Source organism: Janibacter sp. LM, assembly GCF_039631275.1.
GTDB classification, from domain to species: domain Bacteria; phylum Actinomycetota; class Actinomycetes; order Actinomycetales; family Dermatophilaceae; genus Janibacter; species Janibacter terrae.
Genome location: NZ_JBDIVG010000004.1, coordinates 16,760 through 34,564 on the forward strand (window position 1 = coordinate 16,760; position 17,805 = coordinate 34,564).

The following is a 17,805-nucleotide window of genomic DNA, read 5'->3' on the forward strand; positions in this document are numbered from 1 at the left end:
GGGTGCGCCCGACGAGCGTGTGACGACGCTACTCCCGGCGCCGCGAGACCGCCAGACCCGTCGGCGGTCTCGACCGTGACGTCGTCGACCCGAACGGGCATGCTGGACCCATGCGTGCAATCTGGAAGGGTGCCGTCTCCTTCGGCCTGGTCAACGTCCCGGTCCGCCTGTACTCGGCGACGGAGAACCACGACGTCCAGTTCCGGCAGGTGCACCGCACCGACGGCGGCCGGATCAAGTACAAGCGGTTCTGCACCAAGGACGGCGAAGAGGTCGCCTACGACGACATCGCCAAGGGCTACGAGACCGAGGACGGCGCGATGATCGTCCTCACGGACGAGGACATGGCCGAGCTGCCGACGCGCTCCAGCAAGGAGATCAGCGTCGAGAAGTTCGTCCCCGAGGACCAAATCGACCCGATGCTCCTCGACAAGAGCTACTACCTCGAGCCGGACAAGGCCGCGACCAAGCCCTACGTCCTGCTCCGCGAGGCCCTCGAGGCGCAGGGGCGCATGGCGATCGTCACCGTCTCGATCCGCACGCGCATGACGATGGCGGTGCTGCGCGTGCGCGAGGGTGTCATCGTCATGCAGACGATGCTGTGGCCCGACGAGATCCGGGCGGCGGACTTCGCCGACATCGAGGACCAGGACCTCTCCGAGCGCGAGATGTCGATGGCGCGCATGCTCATCGACGAGCTCGCCGGCGACTACGACCCCGACGAGTACGAGGACGACTACGCGCAGGCCGTCGAGGCCCTCGTCCGCGCCAAGGTCGAAGGGGGAGAGGTCCAGGCGGTCGAGGAGGACGAGGAGGAGTCCGGCGAGGTCGTCGACCTGCTGGCCGCGCTCGCCCGCTCGGTCGAGAAGGCCAAGGCCTCGCGTGGCGAGGCACCCGCCCCGGCGAAGGCGAGCGCGAAGAAGGCCCCGGCCAAGAAGGCGGTGGCGAAGTCCACGACGAAGAAGACGGCGGCCAAGAAGACCGCGGCCAAGCAGGCCGCGGCCACGAAGTCGACCGCGAAGAAGTCTGCCGCGAAGAAGAAGGCGAGTTGAGCCCCCTTCGCCATGCCTGAAGGCCACACGCTCCACCGCATCGCCCGCGACCTGCACGCCACCTTTGCCGGCCAGGTCGTCGAGGTGACCTCCCCGCAGGGCCGGTTCGCCGCGGGCGCAGCGCTGCTCACCGGCCACGAGCTCCTCGAGGCCCGCGCCCACGGCAAGCACCTCTTCGTCGAGCTCGAGGGTGAGCGGGTGCTGCACGTGCACCTGGGGCTCATCGGGACCTTCACCATCGACGCCGCCGCGTACGTCGGCGAGCGCCCGGTCATCGGCCAGGTGCGCTGCCGCATCGCGACCGAAGAGCACGTCGCCGACCTGCGCGGCCCGATGACGTGCGCGGTCATCACCCCGGAGCAGGAGGACGCCGTCCACGCCAAGCTCGGCCCGGACCCTCTGCGGGACACCGACGGTGGGCTCGCCTGGGAGCGGATCCACCGCTCCCGCAAGTCGATCGCCGCGCTCCTGATGGAGCAGGACGTGCTCGCCGGCGTGGGCAACGTCTACCGCTGCGAGGTGCTCTTCCGGCACCGGATCAACCCGATGACGCCGGGGGAGCGACTCAAGCGCGCGTCGTGGGAGCTCGTCTGGGCGGACCTGCGCCGCCTGCTCCCGCTCGGCGTCGCGACGAGCCGCATCGTCACCGTCGACGACCAGGTCGAGGAGGTCGAGTCCGCCCTGGCGAAGGGGGAGGACGTGCACCTGACCGAGCGGACGAGCTATGTCTACAAGCGCACCGACCAGGCGTGCGTCGTGTGCGGGTCGACCGTGCGTGCCAAGGACATCGCGGGCCGCACGCTCTACTGGTGCGGCAACTGCCAGCGGCGCAGCTGATCCACGCGCGCCGGCGAGCCGGAACGGCAAGGGTCGGCTTGGTCCACATCCCGGACCCATTCCTGACCGTCTCTTGACACTTCGTGATCCACGTCGCATCCTCTACCAAAGTGTATGCAAAGGTGCGTGCACATGGAGAAAGGTCCTCAGATGGGTGTTGCCCCCGGGGAGCCGCAGGCCGATGTCCTGCCGCTGTCCGTGCGTCAGCTGGAGCTGTCCGGTTCGGACGACCCACGCGTCATCGACGACCAACGTCACGACGACTACGCCAACCACGTCGTTCCCATCACGATGCGTCTGGGCAAGTGGCAGCTGGCCATGTCCTTCTGGTCGCTGCTCTCCGCCATGGTCTGGCTCTTCTACGGAGCCCTGGCCTCCAGCCTCTTCGGCAGCGTCAACGCGATCATCGCGATGGTGCTCGCCGTGGTCACCTACTCGGTCGGCACCGCGGTCTTCTCCCCGGTGCTCAACGAGGACCGCAGCTTCCCGCTCGAGCTCACCCGGCGACCGCGCGAGGTGGCCGTCGTCGGCGGTGGTGTGGCCGGCATGCGCAGCGCAGCCCTGCTGCACGACCGCGGTCACCGGGTCACGCTCTTCGAGCCCGAGGGCCTCGGGGGCGTCCTGCGCTTCACCCGCCACTGGGAGAGCAAGGTCGACCTGCGGGCGCTTGTCGACCACCTCGAGCACGAGGTGGTCCGTCGGGGCATCCCGGTGGTTACCCAGCGCGCCGGCGTCGACGAGCTCGAGAGCTTCGAGACCGTCGTGCTGGCGACCGGGGCGCAGGACCGGGAGGCCGGTCCGGAGGTCGCGCCGGGGGTCACGACGACGACCCCGGCCAGCGTGCGGCCCGAGGACGTCGGGTCCTCCGTGGTGGTCGTCGGCGGCGGGTTCCAGGGCTGCGAGTGCGCGCTGCGCATCGCCCGCGAGCTGCCAGGTGCGTCGGTGACGCTCGTCGAGCAGGGCGACGCGCTCCAGCAGGGCGACGAGGTCTTCACCGACCTCATGGCGCTGCCCCGACTCCTGGTCGAGGCGGGGGTCGACGTGCGCACCGGCACGCGGGCGACCGTGGTCACGGCCACCGGCGTCGAGCTCGCCGCCGGCAGCACCCTCACCGCTGACACCGTCGTCCTGGCGCTCGGTCGACGACGCGCGGACAACCCCCTTCGTCCCGTCCTCGAGGACCGCGGCCAGCAGGTCGTCGTCGTCGGGTCCGCGGACCGACCCGGCCGCGTCTTCGACGCCATCCACACCGCCTTCTTCGCGGGGAGGCAGCTGTGACCGCCCCCGCCCTGACCTCCCCACCCCGAGAGAGAGCCGAGATGACCACCCGCCCCCTGAGCATCACCAGTCCCGAGCACGCCGCCGCGGTCGACTTCCTCATGTACGAGGCCGAGCTGCTCGATGACCTCCAGGAACGTCGCTGGCTCGTCGAGATGGTCAGCCGTGACGTCGTCTACCAGCTCCCCCTGCGGCAGACCGTCGAGCGGTCGCGCGGCAACGGCGTCGCGGAAGGCATGTACCACCTCAACGAGGACTACGGGTCGCTGGGCTCGAAGGTCAAGCGCAACGAGACCGCCTACGCGTGGGCCGAGGACCCGCCCTCCCGGGTGCGCCACTTCGTGACGAATGTCCGCGTGCGGCCCGGCGAGCGGGACGGTGACCTCGACGTGCGGTCCAACGTCCTCATCTACCGCACCCGCCAGGACCAGACGACCCCACAGCTGCTCGCCGGCGAGCGGCACGACCTCCTGCGGGACGAAGGGGAGGGCCTGCGCCTGCTGAAGCGCTCCACCGTCCTCGACCTGACCGTGATCGGCACCCACAACCTGTCGATCTTCTTCTGACCCGCGCCGGACGAGAGAAAAGAGAACTGTCATGACCCAGGACACCAACGAGCCTGTCCGCGTGCGGCCTCCGCTCACGAACCGGGCCACCGAGCTCCTCGACCAGCTCGACGCCAACCTGCCCGAGGGCTACGTGCCCGCGTCGATCTTCGGCGACCCGGGGATCTATCAGGCGGAGCTGCGCCGGATCTTCGGCCGCGCCTGGGTCTTCCTGGCACACGAGTCCGAGATCGCCGCGAACGGTGACTACGTCGTCCGTGCCATCGGTGAGGACAACTTCATCGTCTCGCGCGACGAGCAGGGCGAGATCAACGTGCTGCTCGACGCCTGCCGGCACCGCGGGGTGCAGGTCTGCCGCTCCGACGCGGGCAACTCGAGCCACTTCCGGTGCCCGTACCACGGTTGGACCTACGCCTCCGACGGCAAGCTCATCGGTGCGCCGCTGTGGAAGCACGCGCTCGAGGGCATGGACAAGGAGGCCAACGGACTGCTCAAGGCACCCAAGGTCGAGAGCTTCCTCGGTCTCGTCTTCGCCAGCCTCGACGACACCGCGCCACCACTGAAGGAGTACCTCGGCGGCATGGGCTGGTACCTGTCGCTCCTCTTCGGTCTGGACGAGGACGGGGTCGAGGTGCTCGGCCCGCCGCAGCGGTTCGTCGTCGAGGCCAACTGGAAGTCCGGCGCGGACAACTTCTCCGGCGACGACTACCACCTCGGCACCCTCCACCGCTCGGTGTGGGACATCGGCGCCTTCCCGGTGGCCTTCCAGGACAACATGATGGGGTACCACGTCCAGGCGGCGCCCGGTCACTCCCTGTCCTTCTCGATGGCCGAGGACCCGGACGAGCCCGGACCCAACTTCTTCGGGTTCCCCGAGTCGCTGGCCGAGCACTTCGACACGACCAACATCTCCGAGCACCAGCTGGAGATCGCTCGGCGAGCGCGGGTCTTCGTCGGCAACGTCTTCCCGAACTTCTCCGTGCTGGCCCTGCCGATGAGCGAGGACGGCGAGAAGCACGCGCCCACCGGCATCCTCACGATGCGCACCTGGCAGCCGAAGGGGCCGGGCAAGATCGAGATCTGGAACTGGTTCCTCGCCTACAAGAACCTCAGCGACGAGCAGAAGGAGCGCACGTACAAGGCGGGCCTGGGCACCTTCTCCGTCGGTGGTTCCTTCGAGATGGACGACACCGAGCCGTGGATCACCGTGGGTCGCACGGGCCGCTCGGTGGCCGCGGAGCTCATGGACCTGCAGCTCAACTACAAGATGGGCCTGCCCGGCGTCGGCATCGCCCGCGAGGTCGACGACTGGCCCGGGCCCGGCAAGGCCTACTGGTCGCGCTACGAGGAGGGCGTCCAGCGCAACCTCTACCGCTACTACTCCGCGCTGATGCGTGCCGAGGACGGGGAGTGGCCCGTCACCCCGCTGGAGTGATGACGATGACCACTCCCACCTCCACCGACCACGTCTCGGTCCTCGACCGGTATGCCGAAGGGGGGCTGGCCGGCGCCCTCGAGCCCGGCGGCCGCCCGGCGCTGCTCGTCGTCGACCTGCAGCGCGGGTTCACGGACCCGGCGTGCGGCCCCGGCTTCGAGATGCCGGACGTCGTCGCCGAGACCGCCCGACTCGTCGACGCGGCGCACGCCGCCGGAGTGCCGGTCGTCTTCACGACGATCGCCTTCGCGGCCGACGAGGAGCCCGTGTGGCTGACGAAGATGCCGGCGATGCTCGAGCTGCGCGAGGGCTCGACCTGGGTCGAGATCGACCCGGCGTCGGGGATCGTCGACGCCGACCACGTCGTCGTCAAGCAGGCCGCCTCCGCCTTCAGCGGGACCGACCTCGGCGAGCGGTTGGCGGCCGACGGCATCGACACCGTCGTCGTCTGCGGCGCGACGACCTCAGGGTGCGTCCGCGCGAGTGTCGTGGACGCCATCTCGCTCGGGCTGCGTCCCTTCGTCGTCGCCTCGGCCGTCGGTGACCGTGAGCGGTCACCGCACGACGCCGCCCTCGTCGACATCCAGGCCAAGTACGGAGAGGTCGTGTCGCTCGACACGGCCCTGTCCATCATCGAGGAGCACCGATGACCACTCAGTTCCCCCTCCTGCGCAGCGTCCCCGATGAGCTGCCGACGGCTCGGGTGGCTCCGTGCATGGAGCCACGACTCGTGCAGACGCGCGACGACGGCTCACCCCTCGGGCTCGTCGGCGAGCAGCAGCTGGGCCACCTGCAGGTGGCACCGAGCACGGACTCGACCTCCGGCCTCATCGACGTGCTCACCCGGGCCCGGCTGCAGGGGCGCGGCGGCGCAGGCTTCCCAGCCCACGTCAAGTGGCGCTCGGTCGCCGCGGCGGACGGTGATCGCGTCGTCGTGGCGAACGGCCACGAGGGCGAACCGGCATCGGGGAAGGACCGCTGGTTGCTGCTCAACCGGCCACACCTCGTCCTCGAGGGCCTGCTCCTGGCCGGGAGAGCCCTTCGCGCTGCCCGCACCATCGTGTGCGTGAGCCGGGAGGACACCCGGGCCTCCGTGGAGGCGGCGATCGCCGACCTCGTGGACGCGGCGCTCGTCCCCGAGGGCGTGAGCATCGAGGTCGTCGTCCTCGACCACCGGTACGTCACGGGGGAGGAGAGCGCGCTCGTCCAGGGGATCAACGGCAAGGTCGCACTCCCGACCTTCAAGCCGCCCCGTCCCTTCGAGGAGGGCGTCGGTGGGCAGCCGACCCTGATCCAGAACGTCGAGACCCTCGCGCACGTCGCGTGGATCCACCACCACGGTCCGGCGGCGTTCGGCGAGCTCGGGACGCACACCTCGCCGGGCAGCGCCCTCTTCACGATCATGGGCGGCCCGGAGGGCTGCGCGGTCATCGAGGCGCCGCTCGGCATCGAGATCCACGAGCTGCTGTCCTTCGTGGGCGTGCAACCGGAGGACGTCTCCCGGCTGCTGCTCGGGGGGTGGTTCGGAGGCGTCCACGCCTCCGAGGTGCTCGGGCTCGAGTGCGACTACACGACGCTGCGGGTCGCGGGGACCGGTCTCGGCTGCGCCTCGCTCACCGTCATCGGGCCCGACGAGGACGTCGCCGCCATCGTGGGGCAGCTCGGAGCCTGGTACGCCTCCGAGAGTGCCCAGCAGTGCGGTGTCTGCCGCAACGGCACGCGGGCGATCGGCAAGGTACTGGCCAAGAATGCCGCCGGCCTGGCCGACGAGGACGACCTCGCCGACCTCTCTCGGTGGGGCGTGACCCTGCCGGGACGTGGCGCGTGCGGCTTCCTCGACGGCGCCGCCACCCTTGCGCGCACGACGGTGTCGGTGATCAGTGCCAAGGAGTTCGTCAGCGCCAAGGCCGTCCGGGCCGGCGCCCCCACCCCCTCCCAGGAGCAGTCATGAAGGCACGCATCGACGCCATCAAGTGCCAGGGCTACGGCACCTGTGTCGACCGGTGTCCGGAGCTCTTCGAGCTCGACGAATGGGGCTTCGCCGCCGTCATCGGCGACGGCGACGTCCCCGAGGCCCTCGAGGAGGCAGCACGGTCCGCCCAGCGGGCCTGCCCCGAGGACGCCGTGCACCTCGCAACCTGACCCACAGCGTGGGCCACGCTGTGGCGACCAGAGAAATGTATGCAAAGATGAATGCAAAACGACTGAGGGGATTGACGTGGATCTGGCACTGAACGGCAAGGTCGCGCTCGTGACCGCCGCCTCCCGCGGGATCGGCCGCGCCACGGCCGAGCGGCTCGCGAGCGAGGGCGCGACCGTGATCGCGGCCGCCCGGACCGAGGGGCGCGAGGTCGAGGAGCTCGGCACCGGTCGCATCGTCCCGCTGACGGTGGACCTCGGTGAGGCGGGAGCCGCGGCGGACCTCGTGGAGCGGGTGCGTGCCGAGCACGGGTCGGTCGACGTCCTCGTCGCCAACACCCCGGGCCCGAAGCTGTCGCCGGCCCTCGAGCTCACCTGGCAGGACTGGTCCGCGGCGCACGACGCCCTGCTGCGCCCGGTCGTCGAGATGATGACCGCCGCCGGCAAGGTCATGGTCGAGCAGGGCCGTGGCTCGATGGTGCTCGTCTCCTCGTCCTGGGTCCGCCAGCCGTCGCCCGCCGGGGTGCTCTCCGCCGCCTACCGCTCGGCGCAGTCCTCCTTCGTCAAGTCGCTCGCGGCCGAGATCGCTCCGCGTGGGGTCCGCGTCAACCAGGTCCTCGTGGGCGCCACCGGCACCGAGCGGATGGAGAAGATCCTGCGCGGCAAGGCCGAGGTCAACGGTACGGACCGTCAGACCGAGCTCGACCGCGTCGTCGCCGACATCCCGCTCGGCCGCTGGGGCGAGGCGCACGAGATCGGCGACCTCATCGCCTTCCTCGCGTCCGACCTGCCCGGCTTCTCCACCGGGTCCTCCTTCGTCATCGACGGCGGCGCGATCCGCGCTGCCCACTGAACCCCACCGATAAGGAACAACAACCATGTCCCGATCGCTCACCGAGAACTTCGTCAAGCAGTTCGAGCTGTGCAAGGTCACCTCTGGCGAGGTCGTCGCCGTCATCGCCGAGCTGGGCGAGAAGGAGGCGTACGTCGCGGCGTCCGTCGCTGCCGCCCGACAGCTGGGTGCGAGCGCCCTCGTGCTGCACGCCTCGAGCCTGTCCAGCCCGATGCTGCCGCCCTACGAGGCCGATGGTCGCGAGGTCGCTGCCCTGCTCGCCGCCGCGGGGGAGGCCGACTTCGTCGTCGACTGCACCGTGGGTGGGCTCATCCACTCCGACGTGCGCACGCGCATCACGGGCAACGGCAAACGGATGCTCTTCGTCGCCGAGCCCAACGACGTCCTCGAGCGCCTCATGGGCGGCGAGGAGCTCAAGGCCAGCGTCTCCGCGGCCGGTGACGTCCTGCGCGACGGCCGCACCCTGCACGTGGTGAGCGACGCCGGTACCGACCTCACCGCCGACGTGTCGGGTGAGGACCTGCCGATCACCATGCAGTGGGGCTACGTCGACGTGCCCGGCCGCTGGGACCACTGGCCGAGCGGTTTCGCCGCCTGCTTCCCCAAGGACCGCAGCGCCCAGGGTCGGATCGTCCTGCAGCCGGGCGACGCGCTCATCCCGTGGCAGCGCTACGTGCGCGACGAGGTGACGATCGAGGTCAAGGACGGCTTCATCACCTCGATCACCGGTGGTGCGGACGCCCACCTGCTCAACGACTACTTCGAGTCGTGGGAGGACCCTGAGGTGTGGGCGCTCAGCCACATGGGCTGGGGCCTGCTGCCGCAGGCCCGCTGGTCCGCCTTCGACGTCTACGACCCGCGCAGCCTCTACGGCCAGGAGCTGCGCTCGACGGCCGGCAACTTCATGTGGTCGACCGGGTCCAACCGGTTCGCCGACCGGGAGACCCCCGCCCACCTCGACGTGCCGATGCGGAGCTGCACGGTGAGCGTCGACGAGCAGGTCGTCGTGCGCGACGGGAAGCTGGTCTGACATGAGTGACGGCTCCCTCGAGCAGGCCATCCTCGCCATGGCCCGGGACGGCGCGCTCCTCGAGCGGGTCCGGCAGGACCCGGAGGGAGGGGCCGCCGAGCTCGGGATCACCCAGGCCTGGGTCGAGACGATCATCCGCGGCGACCGGGACCGGCTGCGGTCGGCCGGGGTCAACGACGGTGTGACGATCCTCGTCAGCCGGTGGTTCCAGGACGACATCGCGGACAGCCAGAGCCAGGGCAAGCTCCACGTCGACACGGAGACCCCGCTGCCGCCCAAGGACCTGCCGAGCGGACTCGTCTTCGCCGGCGGCGCCTCGCACGTGCCGGACCTGCTCGCCCGCCCCGAGATCGACCCTGACGACGGGGTCCAGCGCCTGCTGGCGGGCTACGAGCGGATGGCGACCGACCTGCGGGCGGCCGACCCCGACGTCATCCTCGTGACGGCCGACTGCCACTTCCAGAGCTTCGAGACCCACCACTACGTCGTCGGTACCGCTGCGACGCACGGGGGCTCGATGGAGTTCTTCAAGCGGCCGGACCTGGACCTGCAGCTCACCGGCAGCCCCGAGATGGCCAAGCACATCACCGACGCCGTGCGACTGGCCGGGCTCGAGGTCGAGGAGGCCCCGCGGGTCGACCTCGACCACGGGCTCATCGTCCCCCTTCGCCTCATGCTGCCGCGGCCGGACGTCCCCGTCGTGCCGATCATCACCCAGCCCCACCGCAGCTTCTCGCCCTACGGCGCTCGGGCCTTCGGCGCCGCGATGCGCTCGGCGGTCGAGCGCTCGGGGCTCAAGGTCGCGATGGTCGCCACCGGGGGCCTGAGTCACTGGCTCGACCCCGGCAAGTTCGGCAGCGTGGACGTCGAGTTCGACACCTACCTGCTGGAGATGCTCCAGGCCGGGCGCGGCACGGACATCGCCAACCTCGAGCCGTACCCGCTGCTCGACCACGGGCAGTACGAGTTCCCCAACTGGCTGATCATGCTGGGCCTGGTCGGTCCCGGGGTGCGCGGCGAGGTGTACGCCTACGAGCCCATGGACGCCTCCGGCGGCGGCTGGACCGTCGTGCGGATGGACCTCGAGGAGGAGCCGGCATGAGCGAGCGCACCCTGCGGGTCGGCCTGACCCAGTGGCATGCCACGCGGGACGTCGCGGCCAACGTCGAGCTGGCGCTGCGCGCCATCCGCGGCTGCGCGGCGGAGGAGGCCGACCTCGTCGTCCTCCCCGAGAACGGCCTGATGCTCGGGACCAACGTCGAGATGCGGGAGGCGGCCTTCAGCGAAGGGGGCGACCCCCACCTCGAGCGCATCGCAGAGGCCGCACGGGAAAACGACGTCGTAGTGGTCGTCGGCGGGTTGAAGAACCGGACCGACGAGGGCACCTTCAACTCCGCCCTCGTCTACGACCGCTCGGGCGCCGTCGTGGGTCGCTACGACAAGATCCACCTCTTCGATGCGCGCATCGGTGGGCAGTCCTTCGAGGCCAGCTCGGTCGAGCAGGCCGGGGCGGCCCCCGTCATCGTCGACGTCGACGGCGTCGCCGTGGGGATCACCGTCTGCTACGACGTCCGCTTCCCCGAGCTGTACCGGACCCTGGCCCTCGAAGGGGCCGAGGTGATCCTCGTCCCGGCGGCGTTCACCCGGGTCACCGGCGCCGCCCACTGGGAGGTGCTCCTGCGCTCCCGGGCGATCGAGTCCGCCGCCTTCGTCATCGCCAGCGCCACGGTCCACGGTGACGGCGAGGTGCCCGACGCCTTCGAGACGTGGGGCCACGCGCTCGCGGTCGGTCCGTGGGGCGAGGTGCTGGCCGACCTCGGCGAGGAGCCCTTCGCGACGACCGTGCTCGACCTCGACCTGGGTGAGGTCTCGGCCGCGCGGGACAGGCTCCCGGTGCTGCGCGGGGTCCGCCCCGACGCCTACCGTGCTGAGACCCGACGATTCACGACGACAGGAGTGACGACATGAGCGACAAGATCCACCCCGACCTGGGCGACGCGCAGCCCGGCCCGGACGTCAAGGACGAGCCGGACCCGGTGCCCGGTGTCATCAGCACGGAGGAGTGGCAGGGGATCGGCAACGAGTTCACCGGCGTGCTCTTCCGCAAGGTGCGCACCAACAACGGCGAACGGCTGCAGCTCTTCGTCCCCCGTCGGGGGCACAGCGTCACCCTCGACCCGATGCAGCTCGAGATCGTCGCGGCGCAGGACCCGGCGTTCTTCAGCCACCTGCACGCGAAGGAGCTCGGCGCGGTGTCGCAGGACGCGCCCGATGCCTGAGCAGGAGAGCAGCGTGGGGCGGGCGGGCAATGTCGTCGAGGAGGTCGCGGAGGCATTGCGGGAGCAGATCGTCTCCGGGGCCCTGCCGCCGGGCATGCGCCTGAGCCAGGCCGACGTGGCGCGGCAGCTCGACGTGTCGCGGACCCCCCTTCGCGAGGCCCTGCACAAGCTGCAGGCCGAGGGGCTCGTGGTCACCCAGGCCAACCGGGGCATGTCGGTCGCGCCGGCACCGCTCCACCAGGTGGAGGACGCCTACGCCCTGCGCCTGCTCACTGAGCCGCCCATGGTCAGGGCCATCGTCGCGACGATCGAGGACGAGGGGCTCGCCGACATGGGGGACCAATTGGCCTTCATGGAGCAGGACCGCCTGAGCACGCGCGACTTCCAAAACGCGCACTTCGCCTTCCACGACATCATCACCCGCCGCTACCCCAAGGCGGTCGCCCGCCTCGTCGATGCTCAGACGTCGCTCATCCAGCGCCACCAGCAGCTGTACTTCGCCAGGCCGAGGGCGCTGAGCAACTTCACCGACGTCGACCGCGCCTTCCTTCACGCCGTCGCCACCCGGGAGGGAGGCGCCGCGGCGCGGATTATGGAGTTCCACCTCCTCGACGCGGCGGTCGGAATGATCCGCGAGGTCGACCCCGACTACGTCTTCGACCCGCTGCTCGTCACCTGCGGTGCGCTCGACATCGACCTCGTCGAACGGCCGGACGGCCGGTTCGACGTCGCGTGGCTACACGACCACTACGACATCGAGTTCATTGAGACCTCCAACCTCGTCCCCTTGGCGGACCGCGGCTACTGCGGCTGAGGTTCCTCCCTTCCCAACCCCAGGAGCACCCATGCACAACCCCATACGTGTCGGCCTCATCGTCCCTAGCAGCAACGTGACGATGGAGACCGAGATTCCGGCCATGCTGCGCGCCCGGGAGCAGGTGGCGCCTGAGCGGTTCACCTTCCACTCCGCCCGCATGCGGATGAAACAGGTCACTCCTGAGGAGCTCGCCGCGATGGACGCCGAGGCCGAGCGCGCCGCTGCCGAGCTCGCCGACGCGCGGGTCGACGTCATGGGCTATGCCTGCCTCGTCGCGATCATGTCCCAGGGTCACGGCTACCACCGGACCTCCGAGACCACGCTCGGGCGGGTGGCCCTGGAGGAGACCGGCGCCGACCTCCCGATCGTCTCGTCGGCTGGGGCCCTCGTCCAGGCGCTGGAGCACCTTGGCGCCCGCAAGGTCGCCGTGCTCACCCCGTACATGAAGCCGCTCACCGCCACGGTCTGCAGCTACATCGACCATGAGGGCATCGAGGTCGTCGACTCGATCAGCCGCGAGGAGCCAGACAACCTCAAGGTCGGCGAGCTCGACCAGGATGAGTTGATCCGCCTCGCCGGCGAGGTCGACACCACCGGCGCCGACGCGCTGGTGATCAGCGCATGCGTCCAGATGCCCTCGCTGCGTGCCCTCGCCGAGGTGCAACGACGATCGCCCATCCCCGTCGTCAGCGCCGCCTCCGCAACCGTCTGGAAGATGCTGCACGAGCTGGGCCTCGACCCGCTCGTCCCCGAGGCGGGGGCCCTGCTCGGGCAGTCGCTGGGCGATCAGGCCGCGCGATGAGCCGAGACAACCACCCCTCGCCGAAGGACGACAAGGAGAGCAGCGTGAACAGCAGCCAAGGACGCCTGGCCGACAAGATCGTCGTTTTCACGGGAGCCGGTGGCGGCATCGGGCTCTCGGCGGTGCGCCGCTTCGTCGCCGAGGGCGCCCGCGTCGTCGCGGTCGACATCTCCGATCGTGTCGTCGAGGCGACCGCCGACCTCGGTGACGCAGTCATCTCAGTCGTCAGCGACGTCGCTACATGGGAGGGCAACCGGGAGGCCGTGTCCGCGGCCGTCCAGCAGTGGGGGCGGCTTGACTGCTTCGTGGGTAATGCCGGCATCACCGACGGCGCCCGCCCGCTCGAGGACATCGCGGGTGAGGACCTCGCCGGCGCCTTCCGCGAGCTTTTCGACGTCAACGTGCTCGCCCTGCTCCTCGGCTCGCGTGCAGCCCTGCCCGAGCTCGTCGAGAGCCGCGGCTCGATCGTCCTCACCGGTTCCTTCGCCAGCTCCAACGCCGGCGGCGGCGGCGCACTTTACACCGCGTCCAAGCACGCCGTTCTCGGTCTCGTGCGCCAGCTCGCCTACGAGCTGGCGCCCGACGTGCGGGTCAACGGCATCGCCCCGGGCGTCGCGCCCACCCGGCTGAAGGGCGTCTCCGCACTCGGTCAGACCGCCAGCGACTCCGTGCTCGACGGCACCGCGGCGATCCTGCCGCTGCAGCGGGTGCCCAACGTCGCCGACTTCGACGGAGCCTTCACCCTCCTGGCCTCCGACGAGGCTGCGATCATGACGGGGTCGATGCTGACCATCGACAGCGGACTCTCGATCCGCGGCTTGAGCCGGCCCGGCGGGCGGGTCCAGACCCCTTGACGCACAACCAATCCGTACTAGGGTGCATTAATGTATGCAAAGTCGCATGCACATACGAGGTGATGTCCCGCCGCCACGTGGGCAGCGTGGGTCAGTCGCCATGGATGGATCGAGGAGTACGTGAAACCACCCCCTTTCGCCTATGAGGCACCGCAGACGCTCGCCGAGGTCCTGGAGTTGCTCAGCCAGCACGAGGACGACATGTCGATCCTCGCCGGAGGGCAGAGCCTCGTGCCGTTGCTTAACATGCGCCTCGCGCGGCCCGAGGTGGTCGTGGACATCAACCGGGTGGCCGGCCTCGACGAAGTCACCATCTCCGACGACTCGGTGCACCTCGGCGCCACCGTCCGGCTGACGAGCATCGAGCACGACGCGCAGCTACAGCAGGTGCTCCCGGTGCTCCCACAGGCGGCCTCCTTGGTGGCGCATCCGCAGATCCGGTGCCGGACTACCGTCGGCGGAACCCTCTGCCACGCCGACCCGGCCGCCGAGATGCCGACCGTCGCCGTCGCGCTCGGTGCCACGATGCGGCTGCGCTCGGTGCGCGGGAAACGTACGGTGGCCGCGGAGGACTTCTTCGACACCGTCTTTATGACGAGCAAGGCCGCCGATGAGCTGCTCGTCGCTGTCGAGTTTCCGCGGTGGCAGGGCTGGACCTTCTGCTACGAGGAGATCGCCCAGCGCCATGGTGACTTCCCTTACGCCGGGTTGTGCCTCGGTGTGCAGGTCCGCGATGGGGTCGTCGTCGATTCCCGGGCGGCTGCCGCCGGCGTCTCTGACACGCCCCAGCGACTGTCCCAGCTGGAGGCCGTGCTGCGTGCCGGCGGGGCCTCTGTCGACGTCGAGGCCGCAGCACGGGCAGCGGCGGACGAGGTCGACCCATCCGATGACGCGGCCGGGACCCCGGCCTTCCGCCGTGGCCTGCTCCGCACCCTGGTCCGGCGCCAACTGACCCGACTCGAGGACGTGGACGCAGCATGAGTGAAGCAACCCGAGAACTTTCGACCACCGTCAACGGCGCCGAGGTCACGATGGACGTACCTGTGCGCATGTTGCTCAGCGACTTTCTACGCCACCAGGTCGCGCAGACCGGCACCCACGTCGGCTGCGAGCAGGGCGTGTGCGGTGCGTGCACGGTCTTGGTCGACGGCGAAGCTGTCCGCTCGTGCCTCATGCTTGCCGTCCAGATCGATGGCCGCAGCGTCGAGACCGTGGAGTCGCTCGCCGACGAGGAGGGCCTTTCCGACTTCCAGCAGGCAATGAAGGACCAGCATGGATTGCAGTGCGGCTTCTGCACGCCCGGCATCCTCATGAGCGTCAGCGGCGCGCGGCGCCGCGGGCTCTCGGCAGAGACGGCGGAGACCGAAGTCCTCGGTGGACACATCTGCCGCTGCACCGGCTACACGTCGATCAGGGCCGCCATCCGGCAGGCCTGGGAGGTGGGGACCGAATGAGCACGAACACCAGCACGACCGAGACCTGCGCGAGCCAGACGAGCGACGAGGAGCTCATCGGCCAGAGCCTGTCGCGCGTCCAGGACGACCGCATGCTGCGCGGCCAGGGATGGTACGTCGACGACGTGCCCGAGGCCGGGATGCTGCATGCAGCGATCCTGCGCAGTCCCTTCGCCGCCGGGCGCATCACCGAGGCCGACACGGCAGACGCCGAGAGCCTTCCCGGCGTCCACCTCGTCCTCGGGCCTGACCAGCTCGACGGAGCATTCGGGACGATCCCGTGCCCGTGGCTGCTGCCAGGCCAGCAGGAGGTCGATCTCAGCTTCTACAGCCGTGAGGTCCGCTACGTCGGCCAACCGCTCGCGATCGTCGTCGCGGACAGTCGTGCCCTCGCCGAGGATGCCCTCGAGCTCATCGACATCGACATCGACGAGGTGGCGGCCGTGGCCTCTCTGGAGGCCGCCCGGGCACCCGATGCGCCGCTGGTGCGTCCCGAGTACGGGTCCAACCAGATCGGTCAGATCCACTTCGGTGACCCGGTCGACGACCTCGAGGCGGTTATCTCCAGCGCCCCAGTCGTCGTCGACATGACGTTCACCCTCCCCCGGATCGGTCACAACTCGATGGAGCCCCGAGGCCTGATCGCGGACTGGAACTCCCGTCTCGAGCGGCTCGATGTCCACTCCTCGACCCAGGTGCCCCACATGGTCCGGCAGGAGGTCGCCCGAGCCCTCGACCTGAGGGTAGATCAGGTGTGCGTCGTCGCCACGGACGTCGGTGGGGCCTTCGGCTTGAAGACCCGGCTCTTCCCTGACGAGGCGCTCGTCTGCCTCACGGCGCGTCGCCTCGGTCGCAAGGTCAAGTGGATCGAGGACCGGGCCGAGTCCTTCGTCGCGAGCCACCACGGCCGCGGGCAGGAGAGCCGTGCCAGGATCGCCCTCGACGAGGACGGGACCTTCTTGGCCCTCCACGTCGACATGCACGGCGACCTAGGGGCGGAGGGCACCAGCGCCACCAGCGGCAGCGGTCCCTTCCAGGTCGCGGGCCTCATGGTTGAGGGCCCCTACCGGTACAGCCGTGCCGCTGGTGCCACGGTCACCGGTTGGTACACCAACCGAGTTCCCACGGGGGCCTTCCGCGGGTACGGCATGCCCGAGGCGACCTTCATCCGCGAGCGTCTCATCGACGAGGCGGCCCGGATCACCGGGCGCGCCCCCGCAGAACTGCGGCTGCACAACATGTACCAGTCGGACGAGCTCCCGGTGGTCACCCGATTGGCCATGCCCTACGACAGCGGCGACTACCCCAAGGCGCTGCAGGACGCAGTGACCCGCGGCCGCGACTTCGATAGCACGAGCACCGACCGGGTGCGCCGCGGCGTGGGCTACGCGTCCTCGACCGAGATTACCGGGTTCGCCCCGACCGGGCTCGCTCAGATGCTCCAGATCCACTGGAGCACGTGGGACTCGGCGAAGGTCAGGATCAATGAAGACGGGTCGGTCACTGTCTTCTCCGGTGTGACCACGATCGGGCAAGGGATCGAGACCTCCCTGACCCAGATCGCCGCCCAGACCCTCGGCGTGCCCGCCAGTTGGGTCTCGGTGCAGCTGGGCGACACGGATACGTCCGGCTACTCCAACATGGGATCCCAGGCCAGCCGCGGGCTGACGACGGCGGGCCCGGCATTGCTCTCCGCGGCCACTCGCCTGCGGCAACGGATGAACACGCTCGCGGGCAGCGCACTCGAGGTGCCGGCCGAGGAGGTGGTCCTCGACGGCGACGAGTTCACCACGGCCGACGGGGCGAAGCGGATCGCGTGGTCCGAGGTGGCCCACAACGGCTGGATGGGCTGGGGAAGAGGCCAGCAGGACGCCATCGCCTTGGAGGAAGTCGGCGAGTACGACCCCGCGAGCATTGCCTATGCCTATGCCACTCACGCGGCGCTCGTCGCCGTGAACCTGGACACCGGCAAGGTAGATCTCGAGGCCTACTGGATCGCCCACGACGCGGGTGTGCTCGTCAACCCGATGATCGTCGATGGGCAGATGATCGGTGGCGCCGTCCAGGGCATCGGTGCCGCTCTCTTGGAGGAAGCTACGTACTCCCCGGAGGGTCAGCCGACCGCCACGACCTACCTCGACTACGCCCTGCCGATGTCCGAGGACGTACCCGACGTGGTCGTCGACCACCTCGTGACGCCCAGCCCGATCACCCCCGGTGGGTTCAAGGGTGTCGGTGAAGGCGGCACGATCCCCGCCTCCGCGGCAGTCGCCAACGCCGTCGCGGCCGCGGTGCCGGAGATCGCCGAGCACGTGACCACCATCCCGCTCGTCCCCGGCCGCGTCTGGGGTCTGCTGGACGACGCCGGGCTCACCCGATGACCAAGACCGACCGACGAAAGCAGCTGCA

19 protein-coding genes are annotated in these 17,805 nt (G+C 69.9%); all 19 read left to right on the top strand.

The genetic code is table 11. The features are described 5' to 3' along the window. Nucleotides 1-110: 110 nt before the first annotated feature. The 19 genes from ABC138_RS02570 (at nucleotide 111) to ABC138_RS02660 (ending at nucleotide 17,777) form a co-directional block, all read left to right on the top strand. Nucleotides 111-1,052 carry a Ku protein gene (locus tag ABC138_RS02570; protein WP_068321333.1) on the top strand — a complete coding sequence of 314 codons (942 nt, stop codon included), beginning with the start codon at nucleotides 111-113 and terminating at the stop codon, nucleotides 1,050-1,052. A gap of 12 nt (nucleotides 1,053-1,064) precedes the next feature. Further along, a complete protein-coding gene (locus ABC138_RS02575) occupies nucleotides 1,065-1,889 on the top strand; it encodes a DNA-formamidopyrimidine glycosylase family protein (protein ID WP_068321336.1) in 825 nt (274 codons plus the stop codon). Nucleotides 1,890-2,039: 150 nt separating this feature from the next. Then, complete coding sequence (locus ABC138_RS02580) at nucleotides 2,040-3,167, top strand: FAD-dependent oxidoreductase (protein ID WP_068321339.1); 1,128 nt, start codon at nucleotides 2,040-2,042, stop codon at nucleotides 3,165-3,167. Nucleotides 3,168-3,208: 41 nt separating this feature from the next. Continuing rightward, complete coding sequence (locus ABC138_RS02585) at nucleotides 3,209-3,733, top strand: aromatic-ring-hydroxylating dioxygenase subunit beta (protein ID WP_068321342.1); 525 nt, start codon at nucleotides 3,209-3,211, stop codon at nucleotides 3,731-3,733. Nucleotides 3,734-3,764: 31 nt separating this feature from the next. Beyond that, on the top strand, nucleotides 3,765-5,168 hold the full coding sequence (locus ABC138_RS02590) for a Rieske 2Fe-2S domain-containing protein (RefSeq protein WP_068321345.1): 1,404 nt from the start codon (nucleotides 3,765-3,767) through the stop codon (nucleotides 5,166-5,168). Nucleotides 5,169-5,173: 5 nt separating this feature from the next. Next, a complete protein-coding gene (locus ABC138_RS02595) occupies nucleotides 5,174-5,818 on the top strand; it encodes an isochorismatase family protein (RefSeq protein WP_068322422.1) in 645 nt (214 codons plus the stop codon). Then, nucleotides 5,815-7,119, top strand: coding sequence for an NADH-ubiquinone oxidoreductase-F iron-sulfur binding region domain-containing protein (locus tag ABC138_RS02600; RefSeq protein WP_068321348.1), 1,305 nt, complete (start codon nucleotides 5,815-5,817; stop codon nucleotides 7,117-7,119). Before ABC138_RS02595 ends, ABC138_RS02600 begins: the two co-directional genes overlap by 4 nt. Further along, nucleotides 7,116-7,310 (top strand): ferredoxin, encoded by a 195-nt coding sequence (locus ABC138_RS02605; RefSeq protein WP_068321351.1) that lies wholly within the window; start codon nucleotides 7,116-7,118, stop codon nucleotides 7,308-7,310. Before ABC138_RS02600 ends, ABC138_RS02605 begins: the two co-directional genes overlap by 4 nt. Before the next feature lie 76 nt (nucleotides 7,311-7,386). Next, the gene (locus ABC138_RS02610) at nucleotides 7,387-8,160 is read left to right on the top strand and encodes an SDR family oxidoreductase (protein WP_068321354.1); all 774 of its coding nucleotides are present in this window, start codon (nucleotides 7,387-7,389) and stop codon (nucleotides 8,158-8,160) included. A 25-nt stretch (nucleotides 8,161-8,185) separates the two neighbouring features. After that, nucleotides 8,186-9,190: a hypothetical protein gene (locus ABC138_RS02615; RefSeq protein ID WP_068321357.1), complete on the top strand. Its 1,005-nt coding sequence runs from the start codon at nucleotides 8,186-8,188 to the stop codon at nucleotides 9,188-9,190. Between the two features lies 1 nt (nucleotide 9,191). After that, a complete protein-coding gene (locus ABC138_RS02620; protein ID WP_068321360.1) occupies nucleotides 9,192-10,292 on the top strand; it encodes a protocatechuate 3,4-dioxygenase in 1,101 nt (366 codons plus the stop codon). Further along, complete coding sequence (locus tag ABC138_RS02625; protein WP_345912673.1) at nucleotides 10,289-11,158, top strand: nitrilase-related carbon-nitrogen hydrolase; 870 nt, start codon at nucleotides 10,289-10,291, stop codon at nucleotides 11,156-11,158. Before ABC138_RS02620 ends, ABC138_RS02625 begins: the two co-directional genes overlap by 4 nt. Beyond that, nucleotides 11,155-11,469, top strand: a complete 315-nt coding sequence (locus tag ABC138_RS02630; protein WP_068321366.1) for a hypothetical protein — start codon at nucleotides 11,155-11,157, stop codon at nucleotides 11,467-11,469. The genes ABC138_RS02625 and ABC138_RS02630 overlap by 4 nt, the downstream gene beginning before the upstream one ends. Next, nucleotides 11,462-12,283, top strand: coding sequence for a GntR family transcriptional regulator (locus ABC138_RS02635; RefSeq protein WP_345912674.1), 822 nt, complete (start codon nucleotides 11,462-11,464; stop codon nucleotides 12,281-12,283). The genes ABC138_RS02630 and ABC138_RS02635 overlap by 8 nt, the downstream gene beginning before the upstream one ends. A gap of 82 nt (nucleotides 12,284-12,365) precedes the next feature. Next, nucleotides 12,366-13,088, top strand: a complete 723-nt coding sequence (locus ABC138_RS02640) for an Asp/Glu racemase (RefSeq protein ID WP_345912675.1) — start codon at nucleotides 12,366-12,368, stop codon at nucleotides 13,086-13,088. 44 nt (nucleotides 13,089-13,132) lie between these two features. Continuing rightward, nucleotides 13,133-13,942 carry an SDR family oxidoreductase gene (locus ABC138_RS02645; RefSeq protein WP_345912676.1) on the top strand — a complete coding sequence of 270 codons (810 nt, stop codon included), beginning with the start codon at nucleotides 13,133-13,135 and terminating at the stop codon, nucleotides 13,940-13,942. Between the two features lie 120 nt (nucleotides 13,943-14,062). Next, nucleotides 14,063-14,923, top strand: coding sequence for a xanthine dehydrogenase family protein subunit M (locus ABC138_RS02650; RefSeq protein WP_345912677.1), 861 nt, complete (start codon nucleotides 14,063-14,065; stop codon nucleotides 14,921-14,923). Further along, a complete protein-coding gene (locus ABC138_RS02655) occupies nucleotides 14,920-15,396 on the top strand; it encodes a (2Fe-2S)-binding protein (protein WP_345912678.1) in 477 nt (158 codons plus the stop codon). The genes ABC138_RS02650 and ABC138_RS02655 overlap by 4 nt, the downstream gene beginning before the upstream one ends. Beyond that, a complete protein-coding gene (locus ABC138_RS02660) occupies nucleotides 15,393-17,777 on the top strand; it encodes a xanthine dehydrogenase family protein molybdopterin-binding subunit (RefSeq protein ID WP_345912679.1) in 2,385 nt (794 codons plus the stop codon). Before ABC138_RS02655 ends, ABC138_RS02660 begins: the two co-directional genes overlap by 4 nt. Nucleotides 17,778-17,805: the final 28 nt, after the last annotated feature.

Bases quoted from the DNA above. Each gene is read 5' to 3' on its own strand.
- ABC138_RS02590 (WP_068321345.1), top strand. From the start codon at position 3,765: ATGACCCAGGACACCAACGAGCCTGTCCGCGTGCGGCCTCCGCTCACG.
- ABC138_RS02570 (WP_068321333.1), top strand. From the start codon at position 111: ATGCGTGCAATCTGGAAGGGTGCCGTCTCCTTCGGCCTGGTCAACGTC.
- ABC138_RS02605 (WP_068321351.1), top strand. From the start codon at position 7,116: ATGAAGGCACGCATCGACGCCATCAAGTGCCAGGGCTACGGCACCTGT.
- ABC138_RS02655 (WP_345912678.1), top strand. From the start codon at position 14,920: ATGAGTGAAGCAACCCGAGAACTTTCGACCACCGTCAACGGCGCCGAG.
- ABC138_RS02615 (WP_068321357.1), top strand. From the start codon at position 8,186: ATGTCCCGATCGCTCACCGAGAACTTCGTCAAGCAGTTCGAGCTGTGC.
- ABC138_RS02620 (WP_068321360.1), top strand. From the start codon at position 9,192: ATGAGTGACGGCTCCCTCGAGCAGGCCATCCTCGCCATGGCCCGGGAC.
- ABC138_RS02625 (WP_345912673.1), top strand. From the start codon at position 10,289: ATGAGCGAGCGCACCCTGCGGGTCGGCCTGACCCAGTGGCATGCCACG.
- ABC138_RS02635 (WP_345912674.1), top strand. From the start codon at position 11,462: ATGCCTGAGCAGGAGAGCAGCGTGGGGCGGGCGGGCAATGTCGTCGAG.
- ABC138_RS02600 (WP_068321348.1), top strand. From the start codon at position 5,815: ATGACCACTCAGTTCCCCCTCCTGCGCAGCGTCCCCGATGAGCTGCCG.
- ABC138_RS02575 (WP_068321336.1), top strand. From the start codon at position 1,065: ATGCCTGAAGGCCACACGCTCCACCGCATCGCCCGCGACCTGCACGCC.
- ABC138_RS02630 (WP_068321366.1), top strand. From the start codon at position 11,155: ATGAGCGACAAGATCCACCCCGACCTGGGCGACGCGCAGCCCGGCCCG.
- ABC138_RS02585 (WP_068321342.1), top strand. From the start codon at position 3,209: ATGACCACCCGCCCCCTGAGCATCACCAGTCCCGAGCACGCCGCCGCG.
- ABC138_RS02640 (WP_345912675.1), top strand. From the start codon at position 12,366: ATGGAGACCGAGATTCCGGCCATGCTGCGCGCCCGGGAGCAGGTGGCG.
- ABC138_RS02595 (WP_068322422.1), top strand. From the start codon at position 5,174: ATGACCACTCCCACCTCCACCGACCACGTCTCGGTCCTCGACCGGTAT.
- ABC138_RS02580 (WP_068321339.1), top strand. From the start codon at position 2,040: ATGGGTGTTGCCCCCGGGGAGCCGCAGGCCGATGTCCTGCCGCTGTCC.
- ABC138_RS02660 (WP_345912679.1), top strand. From the start codon at position 15,393: ATGAGCACGAACACCAGCACGACCGAGACCTGCGCGAGCCAGACGAGC.